Origin of the sequence: Microbispora sp. H13382, assembly GCF_014161445.1 — a bacterium.
In the GTDB taxonomy this organism is placed as follows: Bacteria; Actinomycetota; Actinomycetes; order Streptosporangiales; family Streptosporangiaceae; genus Microbispora.
The window spans coordinates 355,490-374,217 of record NZ_JABBXA010000004.1 but is presented as its reverse complement, the minus strand read 5'-3'; the positions used below and the strand labels follow the sequence as shown (position 1 = coordinate 374,217).

The 18,728-nt window shown below is 73.3% G+C and carries 15 protein-coding genes and 1 riboswitch; of the genes, 6 read left to right on the top strand and 9 right to left on the bottom strand.

The genetic code is table 11. The annotated features are described in order from the left end of the window. Nucleotides 1–28: 28 nt before the first annotated feature. Nucleotides 29–826, bottom strand: a complete 798-nt coding sequence (locus tag HHX41_RS11430; protein WP_182905918.1) for an IclR family transcriptional regulator C-terminal domain-containing protein — start codon at nucleotides 824–826, stop codon at nucleotides 29–31. A gap of 450 nt (nucleotides 827–1,276) precedes the next feature. Here HHX41_RS11430 and HHX41_RS11425 point away from each other — a divergent pair, with 450 nt between their 5' ends. After that, nucleotides 1,277–1,864 carry a DUF305 domain-containing protein gene (locus tag HHX41_RS11425; protein WP_182905917.1) on the top strand — a complete coding sequence of 196 codons (588 nt, stop codon included), beginning with the start codon at nucleotides 1,277–1,279 and terminating at the stop codon, nucleotides 1,862–1,864. Nucleotides 1,865–1,912: 48 nt separating this feature from the next. Here the strand turns inward: HHX41_RS11425 and HHX41_RS11420 are convergent, their stop codons facing one another. Further along, nucleotides 1,913–2,521 (bottom strand): CHAP domain-containing protein, encoded by a 609-nt coding sequence (locus HHX41_RS11420; protein WP_182905916.1) that lies wholly within the window; start codon nucleotides 2,519–2,521, stop codon nucleotides 1,913–1,915. A 357-nt stretch (nucleotides 2,522–2,878) separates the two neighbouring features. Next, nucleotides 2,879–3,021, bottom strand: a riboswitch (cyclic di-AMP (ydaO/yuaA leader). Between the two features lie 385 nt (nucleotides 3,022–3,406). Here HHX41_RS11420 and HHX41_RS11415 point away from each other — a divergent pair. Both HHX41_RS11415 and HHX41_RS11410 read left to right on the top strand, forming a co-directional pair. Beyond that, the gene (locus HHX41_RS11415; RefSeq protein ID WP_182905915.1) at nucleotides 3,407–4,150 is read left to right on the top strand and encodes a dienelactone hydrolase family protein; all 744 of its coding nucleotides are present in this window, start codon (nucleotides 3,407–3,409) and stop codon (nucleotides 4,148–4,150) included. A gap of 10 nt (nucleotides 4,151–4,160) precedes the next feature. Continuing rightward, the gene (locus HHX41_RS11410) at nucleotides 4,161–4,448 is read left to right on the top strand and encodes a DUF6295 family protein (RefSeq protein WP_169983181.1); all 288 of its coding nucleotides are present in this window, start codon (nucleotides 4,161–4,163) and stop codon (nucleotides 4,446–4,448) included. 107 nt (nucleotides 4,449–4,555) lie between these two features. Here the strand turns inward: HHX41_RS11410 and HHX41_RS41695 are convergent, their stop codons facing one another. The 5 genes from HHX41_RS41695 to HHX41_RS11385 form a co-directional block, all read right to left on the bottom strand. Beyond that, nucleotides 4,556–5,308, bottom strand: a complete 753-nt coding sequence (locus HHX41_RS41695; RefSeq protein ID WP_182905914.1) for a GNAT family N-acetyltransferase — start codon at nucleotides 5,306–5,308, stop codon at nucleotides 4,556–4,558. A gap of 385 nt (nucleotides 5,309–5,693) precedes the next feature. Continuing rightward, on the bottom strand, nucleotides 5,694–6,164 hold the full coding sequence (locus HHX41_RS11400; protein ID WP_182905913.1) for an SPW repeat protein: 471 nt from the start codon (nucleotides 6,162–6,164) through the stop codon (nucleotides 5,694–5,696). A gap of 139 nt (nucleotides 6,165–6,303) precedes the next feature. Then, on the bottom strand, nucleotides 6,304–8,079 hold the full coding sequence (locus tag HHX41_RS11395) for a glycoside hydrolase family 15 protein (protein WP_182905912.1): 1,776 nt from the start codon (nucleotides 8,077–8,079) through the stop codon (nucleotides 6,304–6,306). Between the two features lie 63 nt (nucleotides 8,080–8,142). Further along, complete coding sequence (locus HHX41_RS11390) at nucleotides 8,143–9,507, bottom strand: D-arabinono-1,4-lactone oxidase (protein WP_182905911.1); 1,365 nt, start codon at nucleotides 9,505–9,507, stop codon at nucleotides 8,143–8,145. A gap of 73 nt (nucleotides 9,508–9,580) precedes the next feature. Further along, the gene (locus tag HHX41_RS11385; protein WP_259400866.1) at nucleotides 9,581–10,387 is read right to left on the bottom strand and encodes a peroxiredoxin; all 807 of its coding nucleotides are present in this window, start codon (nucleotides 10,385–10,387) and stop codon (nucleotides 9,581–9,583) included. A 112-nt stretch (nucleotides 10,388–10,499) separates the two neighbouring features. Between HHX41_RS11385 and HHX41_RS11380 the strand changes: the two genes are divergently transcribed. Then, nucleotides 10,500–11,135, top strand: a complete 636-nt coding sequence (locus HHX41_RS11380; protein ID WP_182905910.1) for a class I SAM-dependent methyltransferase — start codon at nucleotides 10,500–10,502, stop codon at nucleotides 11,133–11,135. Nucleotides 11,136–11,156: 21 nt separating this feature from the next. On the opposite strand, the gene HHX41_RS11375 is transcribed toward HHX41_RS11380, so the two are convergent. Both HHX41_RS11375 and HHX41_RS11370 read right to left on the bottom strand, forming a co-directional pair. After that, the gene (locus HHX41_RS11375) at nucleotides 11,157–12,416 is read right to left on the bottom strand and encodes an MFS transporter (RefSeq protein WP_169983188.1); all 1,260 of its coding nucleotides are present in this window, start codon (nucleotides 12,414–12,416) and stop codon (nucleotides 11,157–11,159) included. 313 nt (nucleotides 12,417–12,729) lie between these two features. Beyond that, entirely contained in the window at nucleotides 12,730–13,773 is a 1,044-nt protein-coding gene (locus HHX41_RS11370; protein WP_169983189.1) for a LacI family DNA-binding transcriptional regulator, read from the bottom strand. Between the two features lie 174 nt (nucleotides 13,774–13,947). Here HHX41_RS11370 and HHX41_RS11365 point away from each other — a divergent pair, with 174 nt between their 5' ends. Further along, on the top strand, nucleotides 13,948–16,305 hold the full coding sequence (locus HHX41_RS11365; protein WP_169983190.1) for a beta-glucosidase: 2,358 nt from the start codon (nucleotides 13,948–13,950) through the stop codon (nucleotides 16,303–16,305). Nucleotides 16,306–16,427: 122 nt separating this feature from the next. Further along, nucleotides 16,428–18,665: a glycoside hydrolase family 3 C-terminal domain-containing protein gene (locus tag HHX41_RS11360; RefSeq protein ID WP_182905909.1), complete on the top strand. Its 2,238-nt coding sequence runs from the start codon at nucleotides 16,428–16,430 to the stop codon at nucleotides 18,663–18,665. Nucleotides 18,666–18,728: the final 63 nt, after the last annotated feature.

Sequence of the window (18,728 nt, the reverse complement as noted above, 5' to 3'; positions counted from 1 at the left end):
CTCACGCCCGTGCCGCCACATCCCTCAGCTATGCCGTGACCTGCGGGACCGACTCGTAGAGCGCCCAGTCGGCGCTGATCGCCCCGGCCGTCGTGAGCAGCAGGGGCAGGTGCTCCCCGGTGAGCTTGTCCAGCGAGGTCTCGGCGGCGTGGCTGTTCACGTTGACCGCCGCGATGACCTTTCCCGAGCCGTCGCGCAGTGGCGCGGCCACCGACCGGATCCCGAGGGCGAGCTGCTCGTCGGTCAGCGCCCAGCCCTTCGCCCGCACCTCGCGCAACATCGCGTCGCGCTCCTGCCGGCCGGGCCGCCACCGCGGCTCGATGCCCGACCGGCTCGGCTCGGCCAGCACCCGCTCCAGCTCGTCCGGCGGCAGCGCGGCGAGCAGCACCTTGCCCAGGGACGTCTGCAGCGCCGGAAACCGCGTCCCGATCTGCACCGAGAGGGCGACGATCTTCGGTACGGCCACCCGGGCGACGTACACGATGTCGGACCCGTCGAGCTGGGCGATCGACGAGGACTCGTGCGTCTGGGCGACCAGCCGTTCCAGGTGCGGCCGGGCGACCTCCCACAGTCCCGTCGAGCGGACGTAGGAGACGCCGAGTTCGAGCACCCGCGGGGTGAGGGCGAAACCGCCCTGCTCCGCCCGGGCGTACCCCAGCTCCTGCAGCGTGAGCAGGATGCGCCGCGCGGTCGGCCGGGCCAGTCCGGTCGCGGCCGCCACCTCGGTCAGGGACATGACCGGATGCCCCGGCTGGAACGCCCTGATGACATCGAGGCCGCGCGCCAGCGCCTCGATGAAGTCGGGTCCGGTGTCGCCTCGTGCCATGAACGCCTCTTCCGCTCGAACTCGCCGAGTCAACTTTAGACCCTGTCGGCGTGCCGCTGTCCGCCTGACGGCGAGAGGAAGAACCCGGGATGCCCAGGTTCGCTCCGCCATTGCGTGACGCCCGGCAGCGGAAGCCTCTGACACGACCGCTCAGCGGACCCATGTCCGCTCCAGCGGCGGACGCCACGACAGTGCGGCGAGAAGTGTGTCCGGCCGCCTTCCCAGGGGACCGCGCGGCCTCGCGACCGGCAGGAGGCCCCGGAGGCATGACCGGCATCCGGCCGGGCACGTCTCCCGAGGCGGACGGCGAGCGGAGGGCGTCGCGGTCCGGTCACGCGGAGGGACTCGCGGCGGAACAGGCCCCGCGACTCCCGGCGTGCCTCCGCGTGCCGGGCCGCCGCTCCGCTCCGGCCCGATCACCGTGTCCGGACGAAAACGGAGGTGGTTGTGATGAGGGGACGCGTGCTGCCCTCGGCCCTGCTGGCGGCCGGTCTGCTGAGCGGCATGGGCGGGTACGGCGCCGCCGCCTTCGCCGGCACGCCGGCCCTGCCCGCCGCCCCGGCCGCCACGACGCCGGCGGCCGACCACAACGAGCATGACGTCATGTTCGCCCAGATGATGATCCCGCATCATCGTCAGGCGGTGGAGATGTCGAAGCTGGCCGAAAGCCGGGCGGCCGACGCCCGGGTCAAGCGGCTCGCCGAGCGGATCGAGGCCGCCCAGGCTGCCGAGATCCAGGCGATGAGCGGCTGGCTCACCGCCTGGGGCGAACGGGTGCCCGATGAGAGCGCCGCGCCGGCCCACCACGCCATGCCCGGCATGATGTCCCCCGAGGACATGCGGCGCCTCGAAGGCCTGTCCGGACGGCCCTTCGACCGGGCCTTCCTCACGATGATGATCCGGCACCACGAGGGCGCCGTGACCATGGCACGGGACGAACTGCGCGCCGGAGCGTACGAGCCGGCCCGGCGGATGGCGACGTCCGTCGTCTCCAGCCAGTCGGCCGAGATCAAGGAGATGAAGCGCCTCCTGGAGTGAGGCGGCCGCCGCCCGCCCGTCGCCCCTGCGACGCGGGCTCGCGGGAGATCACCGGGTGCGGCGCCTGCGGTGCCGTCCGCCGGAGGGCGCCGCCGCGGCCTTGACCCGGAGCCCGGTCACGGCGGTGGAGACCACCGCGAAGAGCAGACCGGCCGGCAGGACGGCGTCACCCGGCGACCACACGACGTCGGGAGACTGCCCCTGTTGCGCCGCCATGTTCCTGGTGGTCGGCCCGGCCGGACCCTGGACACTGGCGTTCACCGCGGCCACGGGCTGGACCGTCACCGGCGCCTTCGGCGTCGCCTTGACCTTGCGCGGCAGGCCGTACCCGACGATCTTGCTCTTGTCGCGCACCTTCCGCTTCAGCCAGACGCCGTCGACGTTGCCCTCGATGGTGTGGACCTTCCCGCCCACGACCTTCTCGACCACGCCGACGTGGTCGATGTCGCGGACGTTCTTGGTTCCCGACCAGTCGAAGAAGACCACGGCGCCCGGCTCGGGCTTGTCGCTCCAGGCGTGCTGCTTCTTGAACCACTTGGCGTGCCGCGTGGTCAGCGCGAACTCGCCGACGTGGTCCTGCACCCCGGCCCGGTTCGCCGCCCAGGAGACGAACATGTCGCACCAGGGTGCGGTCTTGAAGTCGGGGTCCTTGGCCACGTTGTCGGCGTACCATTCGCCGAACTTCGTATGTTTTCCCGCTCGTTCGCGGTAGCCCAGTTCCGGGCGGACGGCGTCGAGCAGCTGTCGAGCTATGGGATCGCTGGAAATCGGAGGCTCCTCATGGCGCGCTTCGAGACATGACGAACCGGCCCACCGGGCGTGACGGCATGACGGCATGACGGCATGGCCGTACGAGGGCACGGCCTCGCGGCGGGGCGGAATCAGAAACGGGAGATGTGGCAGCCCGTCACGGGCGCGCCATCACCCCGGAAGCCTGGAGACGTTCCAGGGCGGGCATGCGGTCCGTCGATGCGACGCGGACCGGATCGGCAGGTGGAGCCGACACTCCACGCGCTCTCCTCTCCTTGGCCGCCTACCGGGTTAGCTGACGGGTTCGGGCCAGGAGTAGCCCTACCGGATGGTCCGGATTCACCCCAAGAGACATGGGTCCCCGGTTCCCGGGATGGATGACGTCCGGGATTCGGCGGTCGCCGGTCGTCCTCGGGTTGAGGACCGCACACCGGCGCGACACGGGAAGCATAGTAGATAACAAGTAAGACACGGCCCAAAAACCGGCAAATGGCCCCATTCAGGCCGGTGTCGCGCGACACTTCCGCTGGTCCTCGCGGTCGCGGTCCGCCCTCGGTGAGATACGCCACACCCCCCGTACGGCACGCGCGCCCGGACGCCCGATCGGGTCAGAGCCGCCGCGCCCGGGCGCGGCGTCACTCGCCCGGGCGACAGTCCCGCACCCCGCCGCGCTCGCAGCGGCCCGACATCGCCTCCGCGGAAACTTAGTTAGCAAAAGAAACTACTATCGTGAGCTTCCGGACGCGGCCACGCCGCCGGCCGCGCGCGACACGATTCCAGGGAAGGACCCCAATGACCGACGCGATGTGGGCCGGCACGGTCGCCGTCACCGGACACGAAGGCGCCGATCTCGAGGCGTACGCCGCCCGGCCGCTCGATACCGGCCCTCACGGCGGGGTTGTGGTGATCCACCACCTGCCCGGGTACGACGAGGCCACCAAGGAGGTCGTGCGCAGGTTCGCCGCACACGGATACGCGGCCATCTGCCCCAACCTGTACTCCCGCGAGGGCGCCGGTGTCAGCCCGGACGACCAGGCCGCGGCGGCCCGGGCCAAGGGGGGCGTCCCGGACGAGCAGCTCGTCGGCGACGTCGCGGGCGCCGCGGCCTACCTCAAGGGCCTGGAGCACGCCAACGGCAGGATCGGTGTCATCGGCTACTGCTCCGGCGGCCGGCAGACGTTCCTGGCCGCCTGCTCGCTCCGGATCGACGCGGCCGTCGACTGTTACGGGGCCTTCGTGGTCACCGCGCCGCCCGCCGACTTCCCGCTCAAAGCCGAGCCGCTGATCTCCCGGGCCGCCGACCTGTCCTGCCCGCTGCTCGGGCTCTTCGGCGCGGACGACAGGTTCCCCTCGCCGGACGAGGTCGCGGTGCTCGACGCCGAGCTGACGAGACTCGGCAAGGAACACGAGTTCCACGTCTACCCGGACGCCGGCCACGCGTTCTTCTCCGTGGACCGGCCGAACTACCGACCCGCCGCCGCGGTGGAGGGCTGGAAGAAGATCTTCGGTTTCTTCGGCCGCCACCTCGCCGCCTGAGGAGGACCACATGTGCACCTATCTCACCGAGAAGATCCGGATCGACGGCGCCGCCAAGGGAGCGTCGGGCTGGTTCACGGTCACCGACGGCATGGTCTACGTCGACCATCCCTACCATGCCTGCCAGGAGCACACGGTGAACATCGACTTCACCAACCCGGCCGAGGGCCCGTCGGCCCGGGTCGCGATCGAGCTCACCGAGGAGGCGGCGCTCGCCCTGGTCGACGCGATCCACAAGGCCCTGGCCGCGGCGCCGCCCGGGCTCGCCTCCGCCGCCCGCGGGTCCGCCCCCGCCTGACCGCGCCGTGCGGCACCGGCGGCGGGCCCGGAGGCCCGCCCCCGCCTGACCGCGCCGTGCGAGCCGCCCGCCGGAGGATTTCCGGGCAGCGACCGGCCCCGGACGGGTCACTCGTCGAGCGACATGTACAGGCGGGTGCCCCACGGCCGGTATCCGACGCGTTCGTAGACGCGCCGCGACCCCTCGCCGCCGTACTCGAGCCACACCGACCGCGCGCCTCGGGCGAACATCTCGGCGGTCAGCGCGGCGGTGACCGCGGCGGCGACGCCTCGGCCGCGGAAGGCCGGGCGCGTGCCGACACCGGCGAGTTCCGACGTGCTGACGGCGGGGGCGGAGCAGGTGGCCGCACCGGCGCAGCCGCCGTCCTGCGCCCGGACGAACCGCACCGCGCCGCCGCTCTCCTCCAGGCGGCGCAGCCGGGCCGCGCCTTCCGGCGAGGCGGCGAACCCGGCGCCGAACGCCTCGGACAGGGCGGCGTCGATCGACAGGTAGTCCTGGTCCGCGACCGGCGTCTCCACCGGGGGACCGCCGTCGCTCCGCGGCGTCAGCGTGTCCGGGGTGCAGACGAGGTAGTCGTGCACCGCCTCCACGCCGAAGCCCGCCTGTGTGAGCGCGGGCTCCACGCCGGGCGCGGCGTCCGGCGCGAACTCGAGCCGGGGCCCCAGCCCGCGCTCGTGGAACGCCCTGACCAGCGCCGCGACGTCCCGCGCGGACGGCCGGGCTCCGGGCAGGGGGGTGGCGTAGTTGACGTACGGGCTGCGGGTTCCGGGATCGAACCCGGCGACGAAACCGCCGGTCTCGACGACCTCGGGGCGGCGGCGAAGGTTGGCCACGGCAAAGCTCTGGACATCGATGTCCACGGTGATTGGACCTCACGTTGATGACGAAGTGGAGCGCGCTCCCGCCACGTCGAGCGGGCGATGAGCCGCGCGGGGGCCGTCCCCGTCGGGGACGCGGACGGTGCGCAGGGCACCGCGGCGTGGGGTCGCCGTGAAACGGTGATGGCACTGCCTACGCCGGTGCCGCCGGGTGGCGGACCGCTCAGTGCCGGCGGCGGCCGCTGCGGGTCGCCGAAGCCATGGCCTCAGTCCTTCGTCTGTACGCGTGCTGTGAAGCGGTCGTACCCTCCCACGCGTCCGCGCGCGGCCGCAACCGGTTATCCCGCCGCCTTCGTACGACCGGCCAGGACGCGTACGCGCGCCCGATGACGGGAAACCACGGGTACGCGGCCTGGCCTGACGGCGGCTACCACTGGCCGCCCGGTGCGCCGACCCCCCGTCGTCGGCCGCCACTCTCGTGCTGCCGGTAGTTCGCGGCGAACGCCAGCGCGCCGAGGCCGAACAGGAAGATGATCGCTCCGGTGACCACGTTGTCCCAGATGGTCGCGGTGGTGGCCGGTTGGCCGCGGATCACCCACGGCGCGATGATCGTCCAGACGCCCAGCACCGGCACCACCCAGCTCACGCCGTACGTGCGGCCGAACGCGGACGCGCAGCTCAGCGCGAGCGCCGCGACCGTCAGCCCGATGATCAGGTTGTTGATCGCCAGGCCGCCGAACCCGGCGAAGCCCACGACCCACGGCGAGATGGCGAGATAGAGCCCGGCGAGGAACGTCACTCCGTCCATGACCTGCGCGGGCACGGTCGACCCCGCGCGATCGTACGTCTGGCGCAGCTCCGTCGCGTCCGGGCGTCGTGCCAGACCTGGTTGCACCATGGTGCGTCACCTCTTTCCCCCGACAGGGCCACGGTCGCGGGTTTCCCCGGACCCGCGCGGCCCTCACTTGCATCATGCAACGCGGCAGGTGGCCTGGGGTAGGTCGCGAGACGCGCGGGAAACAGATGGACGACATCTGTCAGGCAGATGGACCCGGCGCCGCCAGAGCCTGGGCCGCGTTGACGACGGAGACGTGGCTGTAGGCCTGGGGGAAGTTGCCGACCTGCCGCCCGCGGCCGACGTCGTACTCCTCCGACAGCAGGCCGACGTCGTTGCGCAGGGACAGCAGGCGCTCGAACAGGCGCCGCGCCCGTTCGCGGCGGCCGAGCAGGGCGAGGGCGTGGGCGAGCCAGAAGGAGCAGGCGACGAAGACGCCCTCGCCGCCCGGCAGTCCGTCCACGTCGTCGGCCTCGGGCCGGTACCGCAGGACGAGGCCGTCCTCGGTCAGTTCGCGGCACACGGCGTCGACCGTGCCCGCGACGCGGGGATCGTCCACCGGAAGGAAGCCGAGCCGGGGAATCAGCAGCAGAGCCGCGTCGAGGCCCTTGGACCCGTAGAACTGGGTGAAGGTGTTCCGGTCGGCGTCGTAGCCGTGCGCGCACACGTCCCGGTGGATCTCCTCGCGCAGGGCGCGCCAACGGCCGGCCGGGCCGTCGAGGCCCTGCTTCTCGACGGAGCGGACCATCCGGTCCGCCGCCACCCAGGCGAAGACCTTGGAGTGGACGAAGTCGCGGCGCGGGCCGCGCACCTCCCAGAGCCCGTTGTCGGGCTCACGCCACGCCCCCTCCAGATAGTCCATGAGCGCGCACTGCAGCTCCCAGGCCTCCTCGTCCGGCCGCAGGCCCGACTCCTTGGCCTGGTAGAGGCAGTCGATCACCTCGCCGTACACGTCGAGCTGGAACTGGCCGGAGGCGTCGTTGCCGATCCGCACCGGCCGCGACCCCTCGTATCCCGGCAGCCAGTCGAGAGTCCACTCGGGCATGTGCCTGCTGCCGTCGACCGTGTACATGATCTGCAGGTCGGCGGGGTCCCCCGCGACGGCCCGCAGCAGCCAGTCACGCCACGCCGTCGCCTCGTCGGCGTATCCCGCGTCCATCAGCGCCCGGAGAGTGAACGAGGCGTCGCGCAGCCAGCTGTAGCGGTAGTCCCAGTTGCGCGGGCCCCCGATCCGCTCCGGCAGCGACGTCGTGGGCGCCGCGACGACGCCGCCGGTGGGGGCGTACGTGAGGGCCTTGAGCGCGAGGAGGCTGCTGCCCACGGCCTCGCCGTAATCCCCCCGATAGCGGCAGCCGCCGAGCCACCGCCTCCAGAGCCGGTCGGTGGCGGCCAGTTCCCCGGCCGCCTCCAGCCGCCGCGGCCGGTCCCGCCACGACTGCTGCCAGGTGAGCACGAACGGCACCCGGTCTCCCGCGGCGACGGCGAACGACGCGGTCGTCCCGCGAAGGCGGGAGTCGTGGGTGAGCTCGACGGGCGTCTGGAGCCAGGCGGCGTTGGGACCGGCGATCACCGCCACCTCTCCCTCGCGGTGCCGCACCCAGGGGATCACGGCCCCGTATTCGAAGCGCAGCAGCAGTTCCGTGCGCATCTCCACCCGGCCCCGCACGCCCTCCACCACCCGCACGAGGTCGGGCGCCTCGCCGCGCGGCGGCATGAAGTCGACGACCCGGACACACCCGCCGGGCGTGTCCCAGGTCGTCTCCAGGACCAGCGCGCCGTCGCGGTAGCGGCGCCCGGTGCACGTCCCGCCCCCGGCGGGGGCCAGCAGCCAGCGGCCCGCCGGGTGGCCGCCCAGGAGCGCCGCGAAGCAGGATCCGGAGTCGAAGCGCGGCAGGCACAGCCAGTCGACCGAGCCGTCGCGTCCGACCAGGGCGGCCGTGTGCATGTCGCCGATGAGCGCGTAGTCCTCGATGCGCATCGTCCTGCCTCGTGATCCCGTGAGGACGTACCCGGCCTTCACGGGCCGAATCCGGCAGGGGCGTCAGGCGCGGCCGAGGACGTACCGCTCGACGAACTCGTTGGCGAACGCGCCCCGGGGGTCGAAGTGCCGCGCCAGCGCCGCGAAGTCGTACAGGCGCTCGTAGCGGGAGCGCACGACGTCGGGCGGGAGGGTGAAGAGCTTGCCCCAGTGGGGCCGCGCGCCGAACGGCGCGAGACGCTCCTCGATCGCGGTGAGCACGGGCGTCACGGCGGCGGGGTCCTTGATCCAGGTGAAGTGGAAGGCCACCGTGTCGCGGCCCTGGCTCGGGCTCAGCCACAGGTCGTCCGCGGCGATCGTACGGATCTCGGAGATCTGCAGCACCGGGGCGATGCGGTCGCGGATCTCGTCGAGGGCGCGGAACGCCTCGGCCGCGTGCCGCCGGGGCACCATGTACTCCGCCTGGAGCTCCTCCCCGCTGCTGGGGGTGAAGTCGGGCCGGAAGTGCGGCAGCCGCTCGAACCAGGGGCCGGGGACGCCCATCTGGGCCGTGCAGTGCACCGCGGACATGCCCGGCACGGGGTGCCTCGGGCCGTCGGCCGGCGTCGCCCCGAAGAAGCCGCCGCCCGGCTCGGCGCCGTGCAGGCCCCCGGCGGCCGTGGCCCCCTCCAGGCCGCCCGCGGCCGCGTCCCCCGCGAGCCCGCTCACCGCCGCCGCCTCGGCGAGATCCGCGTCGGCCGCGCCGGCCCGCTCCTTCACCCAGACCTGGTTGATGCGGGAGGTACGCCAGTCGGTGAACAGGCTGACGCTGTAGGCGGCGGACACGACGGCGTCGAACTGCCCGTCCAGCACCTCGGCCGGCAGGCCCTCGTACACGCGCTGGCGGACGTCGAACGACGGCACGACGTCCAGCGTCATGGCGACGACGGCGCCGAGGGCGCCCAGTGCGACGACGGCCCCGGGGAAGCGGTCGCCGTCCGTGTCGCGGTCCAGCGTGACGAGGTCGCCGTCCGCGGTCACCATCTCGATCGCGCGTACGGACGTGGCGAGACCGCCGTTGGCGTCGCCCGAGCCGTGGGTGCCGGTCGCGCAGGAGCCCGCGACCGAGATGTGCGGCAGGGACGCGAGGTTGGGCAGGGCGTAGCCCTTGTCGTGCAGGCGGCGGCCCAGCTCGCCGTACCGGACGCTCGCGGCGACCCGGACCGTCGAGGACGCGCTGTCGATCTCGATCTCCGGGGGCAGCGCGTCCAGCGAGACCAGCAGGCCCGGGGAGTCGGCGATGCGGTTGAAGGAGTGGCCGCTGCCCAGCACGCGGATCTTCTCGCCACGCGCCACCAGGCCGCGCACCTCCTCCACGGAGGAGGGCCGCTCGACCGCCTCGGCCCGGAAGGTGATGTTGCCCGCCCAGTTTGTCACTGTATGAGTCACGAAAGAGTTCTACCGGACCAAGGGCCGCATGGTCGCCCCTCCCCCGCCGCGTCACGAGGCGGGGGGCGTACGGTCAGGCGCCGTGGCCGGGCAGGGCGGCGAGGTACCAGTCGACGATCTTGAGCCGCTCGTCGGCCATCCTGGCCTCCACCTCGGCCTGGGTCTTCGGCGCGCCCAGCAGCACGTCGTCGCCCGGCCGCCAGTTCGCCGGGCAGGAGACGCCGTCGCGGTCGGCCGTCCGCAGCGCGTCCACGAGCCTGAGGATCTCGGGAACCATCCGCCCCGCGTTCATCGGGTAGTAGAGGATCGCGCGGACCACCGACTCCGGGTCGATCACGAACACCGCGCGGACCGCCGCGGTCGCCGACGCGTTCGGGTGGAGCATGCCGTACGCGCGGGACACCCGCGTGTCGAGGTCGGCGATGATCGGGAAGGGGATCTTCACCCCGAGCTTGTCCTCGATCGCCCGGATCCAGGCCAGATGGCTGTGCACGGAGTCGACCGAGTTGCCGAGCAGGGCGACCTCGCGGGCGGCGAACTCCTGCGCGAGCTCGGCGAACGCGACGAACTCGGTGGTGCACACCGGGGTGAAGTCGGCCGGGTGGCTGAACAGCACGAGCCACCGCCCGGCGTAGTCGGCGAGCCGGACCGGCCCGTGCGTGCTGTCGGCCTCGAAGTCGGGCGCCCGGTCGCCGATGAGCGGCAGCCGGGTGGCGGGTTCCACCGCAGGGGTCACGGCAGGGGTCACGGCAGAGGTCATGGTCGCTTCCTTTCCGCGCGCGCCGCGGCGTCCCACCGCGACATGCACCGCGTCGTCCACCGCGTCGTCCACCGCGTCGTCCACCGCGTCGTCCACCGCGTCGTCCATCGCGTCGTCCATCGGAGCCCGTACCCACGAGGACCGGTGGCGACCACGGTCCGGATCGCCCGGATTCGGTAATGCCGCTCCGCCGAGCAGCGGGGAATGAAGGCGGGACGGGAAGGGGGACGTCATGCCGGTTACCGAGGTCAGCCATCCACTGTTCGCCCGCTTCTACACGTGGTTCAGCGGGGTGCTCGACCGGCACGGCATGGCCGCACAGCGCGAGGCGCTGGTGGCCGGGCTGTCGGGCCGGGTGATCGAGGTCGGCGCGGGCAACGGGCTCAACTTCTCCTGCTATCCGCCGTCCGTCACGGGTGTGCTGGCCGTCGAGCCCGAACCGCGGCTGCGCGCGGCAGCGCTCGACGCCGCCCGCCGGTCGCCGGTGCGGATCGAGGTCGTCTGCGGCCTGGCCGGCCGGCTGCCCGCCGCGAGCGGCGAGTTCGACGCGGCGGTGGTGTCGTTCGTGCTGTGCTCGCTGCCCGATCCGGTGGCCGGGCTGCGGGAGATCCGCCGCGTGCTGGCCCCGGAAGGGCGGCTTCGCTTCCTCGAACACGTCCGCGCCGCCCCCGGCGGCTGGGCCAGGGCGCAGGACCTGCTGGACGCGACCGTGTGGCCGCGCCTGACCGGAGGCTGCCACACGGGCCGCGACAGCGTGGCGGCCGTCGAGGCGGCCGGATTCACCGTCGGGCCGCTGGAGCGCTTCGTCTTCCCCGGGCGCGTCCGCAGCCCCATCTCCTTCTGCGTACGCGGCGAGGCCCGGCCCTGAGGCCCGGCCGGGTCGAAGGGCTCAGCGGGAGTCCGGGCGGCTCGCGAGGGCGTCGTACCGGCGGAACGCGGGCACGGCGAAGCCGGCCAGCAGGACGAGCACGGCGCACACCAGGCCGCCGCCCGCCCAGGAGGGCACGAGTCCGAAGGCGTCCGCGGTCGCGCCCGCCCGCAGGTCGCCCAGGCGGGGCCCGCCCGCGACGACGACCATGAACACCCCCTGCAGGCGTCCGCGCATCTCGTCGGGCGCGTAGGTCTGCAGGATCGTCTGCCGCCACACGGCGGAGGCGAGGTCGGTCGCGCCGCCGATCGCCAGCAGCGCCACGACCAGCCACAACGGCTGCGCCAGCGCCGCCGCGGCCACCGTGACGCCCCACAGGGCGATCACGAGCGTGAGCGCCACCCCCTGCCGGCGCACCCGGCCGACCCAGCCGGAGAACACCCCGGCGACGACCGCGCCGATCGCGATGCTCGCCGACAGCCAGCCGAACGCCACCGCCGATCCGCCGAAACGCTCCGCCGTCATCTCGGGGAACAGCGCCCTCGGCATCGCGAACGCCATGGCGATGATGTCCACCACGAACGACATGAGCACGACGGGCCTGCTCACCACGTACGCGAGCCCGTCGACGACCGACCTCAGGCCCGGCCGGGAGATCTCGCCGACGGGTGCCAGCGCCGGCAGCCGTACGGCCGCGTAGAAGCCGGCGCCGAACAGGACGGCGTCGATGAAGTACGCGGTGGCGTAACCGCCCTTGGCGAGCACCACGCCGGCCAGCAGCGGCCCGACCACCGTGCCGATGCTGCTGACGAGGAAGTTGAGCGTGTTGGCCGCGGGGACCCGCTCGGTGGGCACGATGCGGGGGATGATCGCCCCGCGCGTCGCCGAGGTCACGGCGAAGCCGATCGACTGCAGGGCGATGACGGCGAGGATGAGGTGGACGCTGCCGATCCCCGACCAGGCGTGCACCAGCAGGGCGGCGGTGGACAGCCAGGCCACCACCGAACCGGCCAGCAGGAGCCGGCGGCGGTCCACCGCGTCGGCGACCGCACCGCCCCACAGGCCGAAGACGACCAGCGGGACGAGGCTGACGGGCCCGAGCAGGCCCACCCACAGGGACGACCCGGTGAGGCTGTACACCTGCCCGCTCACTGCCACCGAGGTGAGCTGGAAGCCGATGAACGAGACGCCCTGCCCCACCAGCAGCCGCCGGTACGCGGGAATGCTCAGAGGGCGGGTGTCGAGGGTGACGCGCCTCAGGACTGCCTGTACCCCCGCCACCCGCTACCTCACCGATCTGGGCATATCGAACATTTCGCGTACTTTACTCCGGCCGTCCGCGCGACCCGCAGCAGGCTGGGTGCCGCTTTTCGCCGGGCGCGGCACCGCCTTCCGGGGGCGACGGACCGCGAGCCGGGCCGAGTGGGCGGCCGAGTACGTGGGCTGAAAGTTTCGGCGAGAACGGCGATACCGGACGCCTGCCGTCCGGCGAGCGCGGCCTCGTGACCACGGATGTCCCGAGGCTTTCGCGGCAACCCGTTCGTGCCCGCACGGTCCCGACGTTGGCCGAAATTTCTATCGGGTATCCGAAACTTCAGGCGGCGAGCGGCGCCGTGCTCCCCCGGACGACGAGGCTGGTGGTGAGTTCCAGGCGGTTCTGCGGCGGGGTCTCCCCGCGGGCGAGGGCGACCACCATGGTCGTGGCGGCGGCGGCCATCTCGGTGAGCGGCTGGCGCACCGTGGTCAGCGCGGGGATGAGCCACTGCGCCATCGGCACGTCGTCGAAGCCGACCACGCTCAGGTCGCCCGGGATGCGCACCCCCATCTCGTGGGCCGCCTGGTACACGCCCATGGCCTGGGCGTCGTTGAAGGCGAACACGGCGGTCGGAGGCCGGGGCATGGCGAGCAGGGAACGGGCGTGCGCCAGGCCGTCCTCCACGCTGAAGTCGCCCTGCCGGACGAGCGCCGGGTCCGTCGGCACGCCCGCGGCGTCCATCGCCGCGCGGAACCCGTCGAGCCGCGCGCGGCTGGACAGGGCGTGGGCGGGGCCGGTGATGAGGGCGATGCGCCGGTGCCCCAGCTCCAGCAGGTGCCGCGCGGCCGACAGGCCGCCGCTCCAGTTGCCGGCCCCCACCGAGGGCAGCTCGTGCCCGGGGTCGCCGGTGGGATCGACCAGCACCAGGGGGATGTCACGCGTCCTGAGCTGCTCGCGCTGGGCCCCGGTGAGACCGGAGAAGACCACGATCACGCCGCAGGGGCGGCGGCCGATGACGCCCTCGATCCAGCCCCTGGCGGGAGGCCGGTGGTCCTGCAGCTCGGAGACCACCACCGCCAGGTCGTGCTCGCGCGCCACCTGCTCGACCCCCTTGATGACCTCCATCGCGTACGCGCCCTCCAGCTCGTGGAAGACGAGTTCGACGAGAGGGGCCGCGGTGGGGCGCTTCTTCTGCCGGCGGTATCCGTGCTCGCGGATGAGGTCCTCGACCAGGGCGCGGGTCTCGGGGGCGACCTCGGACCTGCCGTTGACGACCTTGGAGACGGTCGCGGGGGACACCCCCGCCAGCTCGGCGATCTGGGCGATGGTCAGCGGCCGGGAGGGCGTGCGTTCCGGAGGTGTCGGCTCCCTGGTCGTCGTCATGGCCGCAGTTTAGCGCCCATTTTCGGTCACTCACCCGAATGTTTCGGATATCTCCCGTCCGATTCCTTGACGCGCTCCAGCGCATCGACCTAGAGTCCACATAAACTATCGGTCCTAATCTGGAAACTTTCGGTCTTCCGGCCCCCCGCGGTGGATCGACAAGCAAGGGATGTCATGACATTCGTAGACGCGCCGGGCATCGCGCCCTGGCGGGACGCCGAGCGGCCTCTCGACGAGCGCGTGGAGGCGCTGCTGGCCGAGATGACGCTGGAGGAGAAGGTCGCCCAGCTCGGTTCGGTCTGGGTCGACATCTCGACCGCCGGATCCCAGGCGGCGTCGGGCAACGTCGCCCCGTTGCAGGACCTGTTCATGAAGGACGGCGCGAACCTCGACGACCGGATCCGCGGCGGAGTCGGTCACCTGACCCGCGTGTACGGCACGGCGCCGGTGAGCCCTGCCGAGGGCGCGGCCGGGCTGCGCTCGCTGCAGGAGCAGGTGGTGGCGGCCAACCGGTTCGGCATCCCCGCCATCGCGCACGAGGAGTGCCTGACCGGGTTCGCCACGTACGGCGCGACCGCCTATCCCACGCCGCTGGCCTGGGCCGCGACCTTCGACCCCGCGCTCGTGGAGCGGATGGCCCGGGCCATCGGGGACGACCTGCGGGCCGTCGGCGTCCACCAGGGCCTGTCCCCCGTCCTCGACGTGGTACGCGACTACCGGTGGGGCCGGGTCGAGGAGTCGCTCGGCGAGGACCCCTACCTCGTCGGCCAGATCGGCGCGGCGTACGTGCGCGGCCTCGAGGAGGCCGGGATCATCGCGACGCTCAAGCACTTCGCCGGCTACGCCGCCTCCCGGGCGGGCCGCAACCACGCGCCGGTCAGCATCGGCCCCCGGGAGATGGCCGACGTCATCCTCCCGCCGTTCGAGACGGCGATCCGCGAGGGCGGCGCCCGGTCGGTCATGAACTCCTACACCGACATCGACGGCGTCCCCGTCGCCGCCAATGCCGACCTGCTACGGCGCGTGCTGCGCGACCAGTGGGGCTTCGACGGCACGGTCGTGGCCGACTACTGGGCGGTGCCGTTCCTCGCCATGAACCACCACGTCGCCGAGGACGAGGCGCACGCCGGCGCCATCGCGCTGCGCGCGGGCATCGACGTGGAGCTGCCGGAGACGGTCGGCTACGGCGAGCGCATGGTCGAGCAGGTGCGGGCGGGCCACGTGGCGGAGTCGCTGGTCGACGAGGCGGTCCGCCGGGTGCTGGTGCAGAAGATCGAGCTGGGCCTGCTGGACGGCGGGCCGCTCGTGCCCGAGGGCGCCGGCGACGTCGACCTGGACGGCCCCCGCAACCGCGACCTGGCCCGCACGGTCGCCGAGCGGTCCGTCGTGCTGCTGAGCAACCCCGCCGGCGTGCTGCCGCTGGCCGCCGGGACGGCCGCCCGGATCGCCGTCGTCGGCCCGTGCGCCGACGACCCGCAGACCCTGCTCGGCTGCTACGCCTTCCCGAACCACGTGCTCGACCGCTTCCCCGACCACGGCATGGGCCTGCCCATCGCCCCCGTCCTCGACGGCCTGCGGGCCGAGTTCCCCGCCGCCGACCTGCGGTTCGCGCGGGGCGCGGACGTGTCGGGCGACGACACCTCGGGCATCGCCGAGGCCGCCGCGCTGGCCGCGGAGTCCGACCTCGTGCTGCTGTTCGTCGGCGACCGGGCCGGACTGTTCGGCAACGGCACCTCCGGCGAGGGCTGCGACGCCGACCACCTCGGCCTCCCCGGCGTCCAGGGCGAACTGGCCGAGGCGGTCCTGGCCACCGGCACGCCGGTCGTGCTGGTCGTCGTGTCCGGCCGTCCGTACGCGGTGGGCCCCTACGCCGGCCGCGCCGCCGCCGCGCTCCAGGCGTTCCTGCCGGGCGTGGAGGGAAGCGCGGCGATCGCGGGGGTGCTCAGCGGCCGGATCGAGCCCTCGGGCCGCCTGCCCGTCCAGATCCCCGGCTCCCCGTTCGTCAACCCCTCCACGTATCTGCAGCCGCCCCTGGGGCTGCGGACGGACGGCATCTCCGTGTCCGACCCGACCCCGGCGTTCCCCTTCGGCCACGGCCTGTCGTACACGACGGTCCGGTACGACGCGCTGACGACCTCCGCGGAGCGGTGCCCCACGGACGGCACGGTCGAGGCGCGGGTGACCGTCACCAACACCGGCTCCAGGGCGGCGGAGGAGGTCGTGCAGCTGTACGCCACCGACCCGGTGGCGCTGGTGGCCCGGCCCGTCGCGCAGCTCGTGGGCTTCGCCCGGGTGCCGCTCGCGCCCGGCGAGACCCGCGAGGTGGTCTTCGACGTGCCGGCCGACGCCTTCTCCTACACCGGCCCCGACCTGCGCCGGATCGTCGAGCCGGGCGCGATCGCGCTCACCGCGGGCCCGTCCGCCGCCGAGCGCCCGCTGCGCGCCGAGATCCTGCTGACCGGCGACACCGTCGTGCTCGGCCGGGCGCGGCGGCTCACCACGCACGCGCGGACGCCCGAACCGGCCTCCTGACCGTGACAGGCGGCAGACGGGCGGCAGGCCGTCCGCCTGCCGGATTCCCCTGCCCGGAGCACGCGCCGTTGCTCCTTCTGTGTAAGACGATGTGAATCACCCCCGTGGAAGGAGCCTCCCCGTTGGCCCGGACCGACTTCGGCGCGCTCGCACTGGACGCGCTCACGCTTGAGCAGAAGGCCGCGCTGCTGTCGGGCCGGGACTTCTGGACGACCAAGCCGCTGGAGCAGGCGGGGATCCCCTCCATCGCCCTGTGCGACGGGCCGCACGGCGTCCGCCGGGAGGCCGGCGGCTCCGACCATCTCGGCATCAACGACAGCATGCCCGCCACCTGCTTCCCGCCCGCCGTCGCGGTCGGGTCGAGCTGGGACCCCGAGGTGGCCGCCCGGATCGGCGCGGCGGTCGGCCGGGAGGGCCGGGCCCTCGGCGTCGCCGTCGTGCTGGGCCCCGGCGTGAACATCAAGCGGTCGCCGCTGTGCGGGCGCAACTTCGAGTACTACTCCGAGGACCCCCTGCTGTCGGGCGTCCTGGGGGCGGCGCACGTCGCCGCGCTGCAGGCCGAGGGGCCGGGCGCGTCGGTCAAGCACTTCGCCGCCAACAACCAGGAGACCGAGCGCATGCGGGTCAGCGCCGACGTGGACGAGCGCACCCTGCGTGAGATCTACTTCCCCGCGTTCGAGCGCGTGGTCACCGAGGCCAGGCCGGCCACCGTCATGTGCTCCTACAACCGCGTCAACGGGGTCTACGCCTCCCAGAACCGGTGGCTGCTCACCGACGTCCTGCGCCGCGAGTGGGGCTTCTCCGGCGTCGTCGTCTCCGACTGGGGCGCCGTCCAGGACCGGGCCGCCGCGCTGGCCGCCGGGCTCGACCTGGAGATGCCGGGCACCGGCGGCGCGGGCGACCGGCGCGTCGTGGAGGCCGTCCGCGCGGGCGAGCTCGACGAGGCCGTGGTGGACGCGAGCGTGCGCCGCGTCGTCGCCCTCACCGCACGCCACAGCGGCGTGTCCGGCGCGTTCGACGCCGACGCCCACCACGCGCTCGCGCGTGAGCTCGCCGCCGAGTGCGCCGTGCTGCTCAAGAACGAGGGCGGCACGCTCCCCCTCCCGGCGGACACCCGCATCGCCGTGATCGGCGAGTTCGCGGTCAGGCCCCGGTTCCAGGGCGGCGGCAGCTCCCACATCAACGCGACCCGGGTCGACGCGGCGCTCGACGCGATCCGCGCCCACGCCCCGGACGCCGCCTACGCCCAGGGGTTCTCGCTGGACGGAACGGGCGACGACCGGGAACTCCGCGAGGCGGCGGCCGAGGCCGCGGCGGCCGCCGACGTCGCCGTCGTCTTCGCCGGCCTCAGCGAGCGGGAGGAGTCCGAGGGGTTCGACCGGGAGACCATCGACCTGCCCGCCGTCCAGGTCGAGCTGATCCGCGCCGTCGCCGCCGCGGCCCGCCGTACGGTCGTCGTCCTGTCCAACGGCGGCGTCGTCTCGCTGGAGGGCTGGCACGACGACGTGGACGCCGTCCTCGAAGGCTGGCTGCTCGGCCAGGCGGGCGGCTCCGCCGTCGCCGACCTCCTGTTCGGTGTCGTCAACCCCTCCGGGCGCCTCGCCGAGAGCATCCCGTTCCGGCTGCAGGACACGCCGAGCTACCTCAACTTCCCCGGCGAGGCCGGGCACGTGCGCTACGGCGAGGGCGTCATGGTGGGCTACCGCTACCACGAGACGGCCGAGCGGCCCGTGCGTTACCCGTTCGGCCACGGGCTGAGCTACACGACGTTCGCGACCAGCGGCCTCAGGGTCGTGCGTACGGGCGACTACACGGCGACCGTCACCGTGACGGTGACCAACACCGGCGGCCGGGCGGGCAAGCACGTCGTGCAGGTCTACGTCGCCACCACCGCGGGTCCCGTGCGGCGGCCGGCCCGGGAGCTGCGGGCCTTCACGAAGGTCGCGCTCGCCCCCGGCGAGTCGCGCACGGTCACCCTCCTCCTCGGCCGGCGGGCGTTCGCCTACTACGACGTCCCGCTCGGCCGGTGGGTGGTGGCGCCGGGCGACTACACGATCCAGATCGGCGAGAACGCCTCGTCCGTCGTGGCCGAGACGACTATCGGCCTCGACGGCGACGCCGCCGTCCCCGTGGTGTCGCTCGACTCGACGCTCGGCGAGTGGCTGTCCCATCCGCACGCCGGGCCGGCTCTCCTCAAGGTCCTGACCGCCGGGAGGAGCGAACGGCCCGCGGAGCACGACGCCGACGGGCTGCGGATGGCCTCGTCGATGCCGATGGGACGGTTCCTGACCTTCGCCGGCATCGACCTCCCTCGCGAGACCCTGCGGGAGCTGGTGCGCCTGGGCGGGCCTGCGGCCTGACCCGCCGGATCGTCTTGGGATATACAACGCGCCGCTTCGCACCGCGTGACGGACCCCGCGCGC

What these genes read in the sequence shown, in the direction of transcription:
- HHX41_RS11430 (WP_182905918.1), bottom strand. Translation starts at nt 826, where the DNA reads ATGGCACGAGGCGACACCGGACCCGACTTCATCGAGGCGCTGGCGCGC.
- HHX41_RS11395 (WP_182905912.1), bottom strand. Translation starts at nt 8,079, where the DNA reads ATGCGCATCGAGGACTACGCGCTCATCGGCGACATGCACACGGCCGCC.
- HHX41_RS11410 (WP_169983181.1), top strand. Translation starts at nt 4,161, where the DNA reads ATGTGCACCTATCTCACCGAGAAGATCCGGATCGACGGCGCCGCCAAG.
- HHX41_RS11425 (WP_182905917.1), top strand. Translation starts at nt 1,277, where the DNA reads ATGAGGGGACGCGTGCTGCCCTCGGCCCTGCTGGCGGCCGGTCTGCTG.
- HHX41_RS11365 (WP_169983190.1), top strand. Translation starts at nt 13,948, where the DNA reads ATGACATTCGTAGACGCGCCGGGCATCGCGCCCTGGCGGGACGCCGAG.
- HHX41_RS11370 (WP_169983189.1), bottom strand. Translation starts at nt 13,773, where the DNA reads ATGACGACGACCAGGGAGCCGACACCTCCGGAACGCACGCCCTCCCGG.
- HHX41_RS11415 (WP_182905915.1), top strand. Translation starts at nt 3,407, where the DNA reads ATGACCGACGCGATGTGGGCCGGCACGGTCGCCGTCACCGGACACGAA.
- HHX41_RS11400 (WP_182905913.1), bottom strand. Translation starts at nt 6,164, where the DNA reads ATGGTGCAACCAGGTCTGGCACGACGCCCGGACGCGACGGAGCTGCGC.
- HHX41_RS11380 (WP_182905910.1), top strand. Translation starts at nt 10,500, where the DNA reads ATGCCGGTTACCGAGGTCAGCCATCCACTGTTCGCCCGCTTCTACACG.
- HHX41_RS11385 (WP_259400866.1), bottom strand. Translation starts at nt 10,387, where the DNA reads ATGGACGACGCGATGGACGACGCGGTGGACGACGCGGTGGACGACGCG.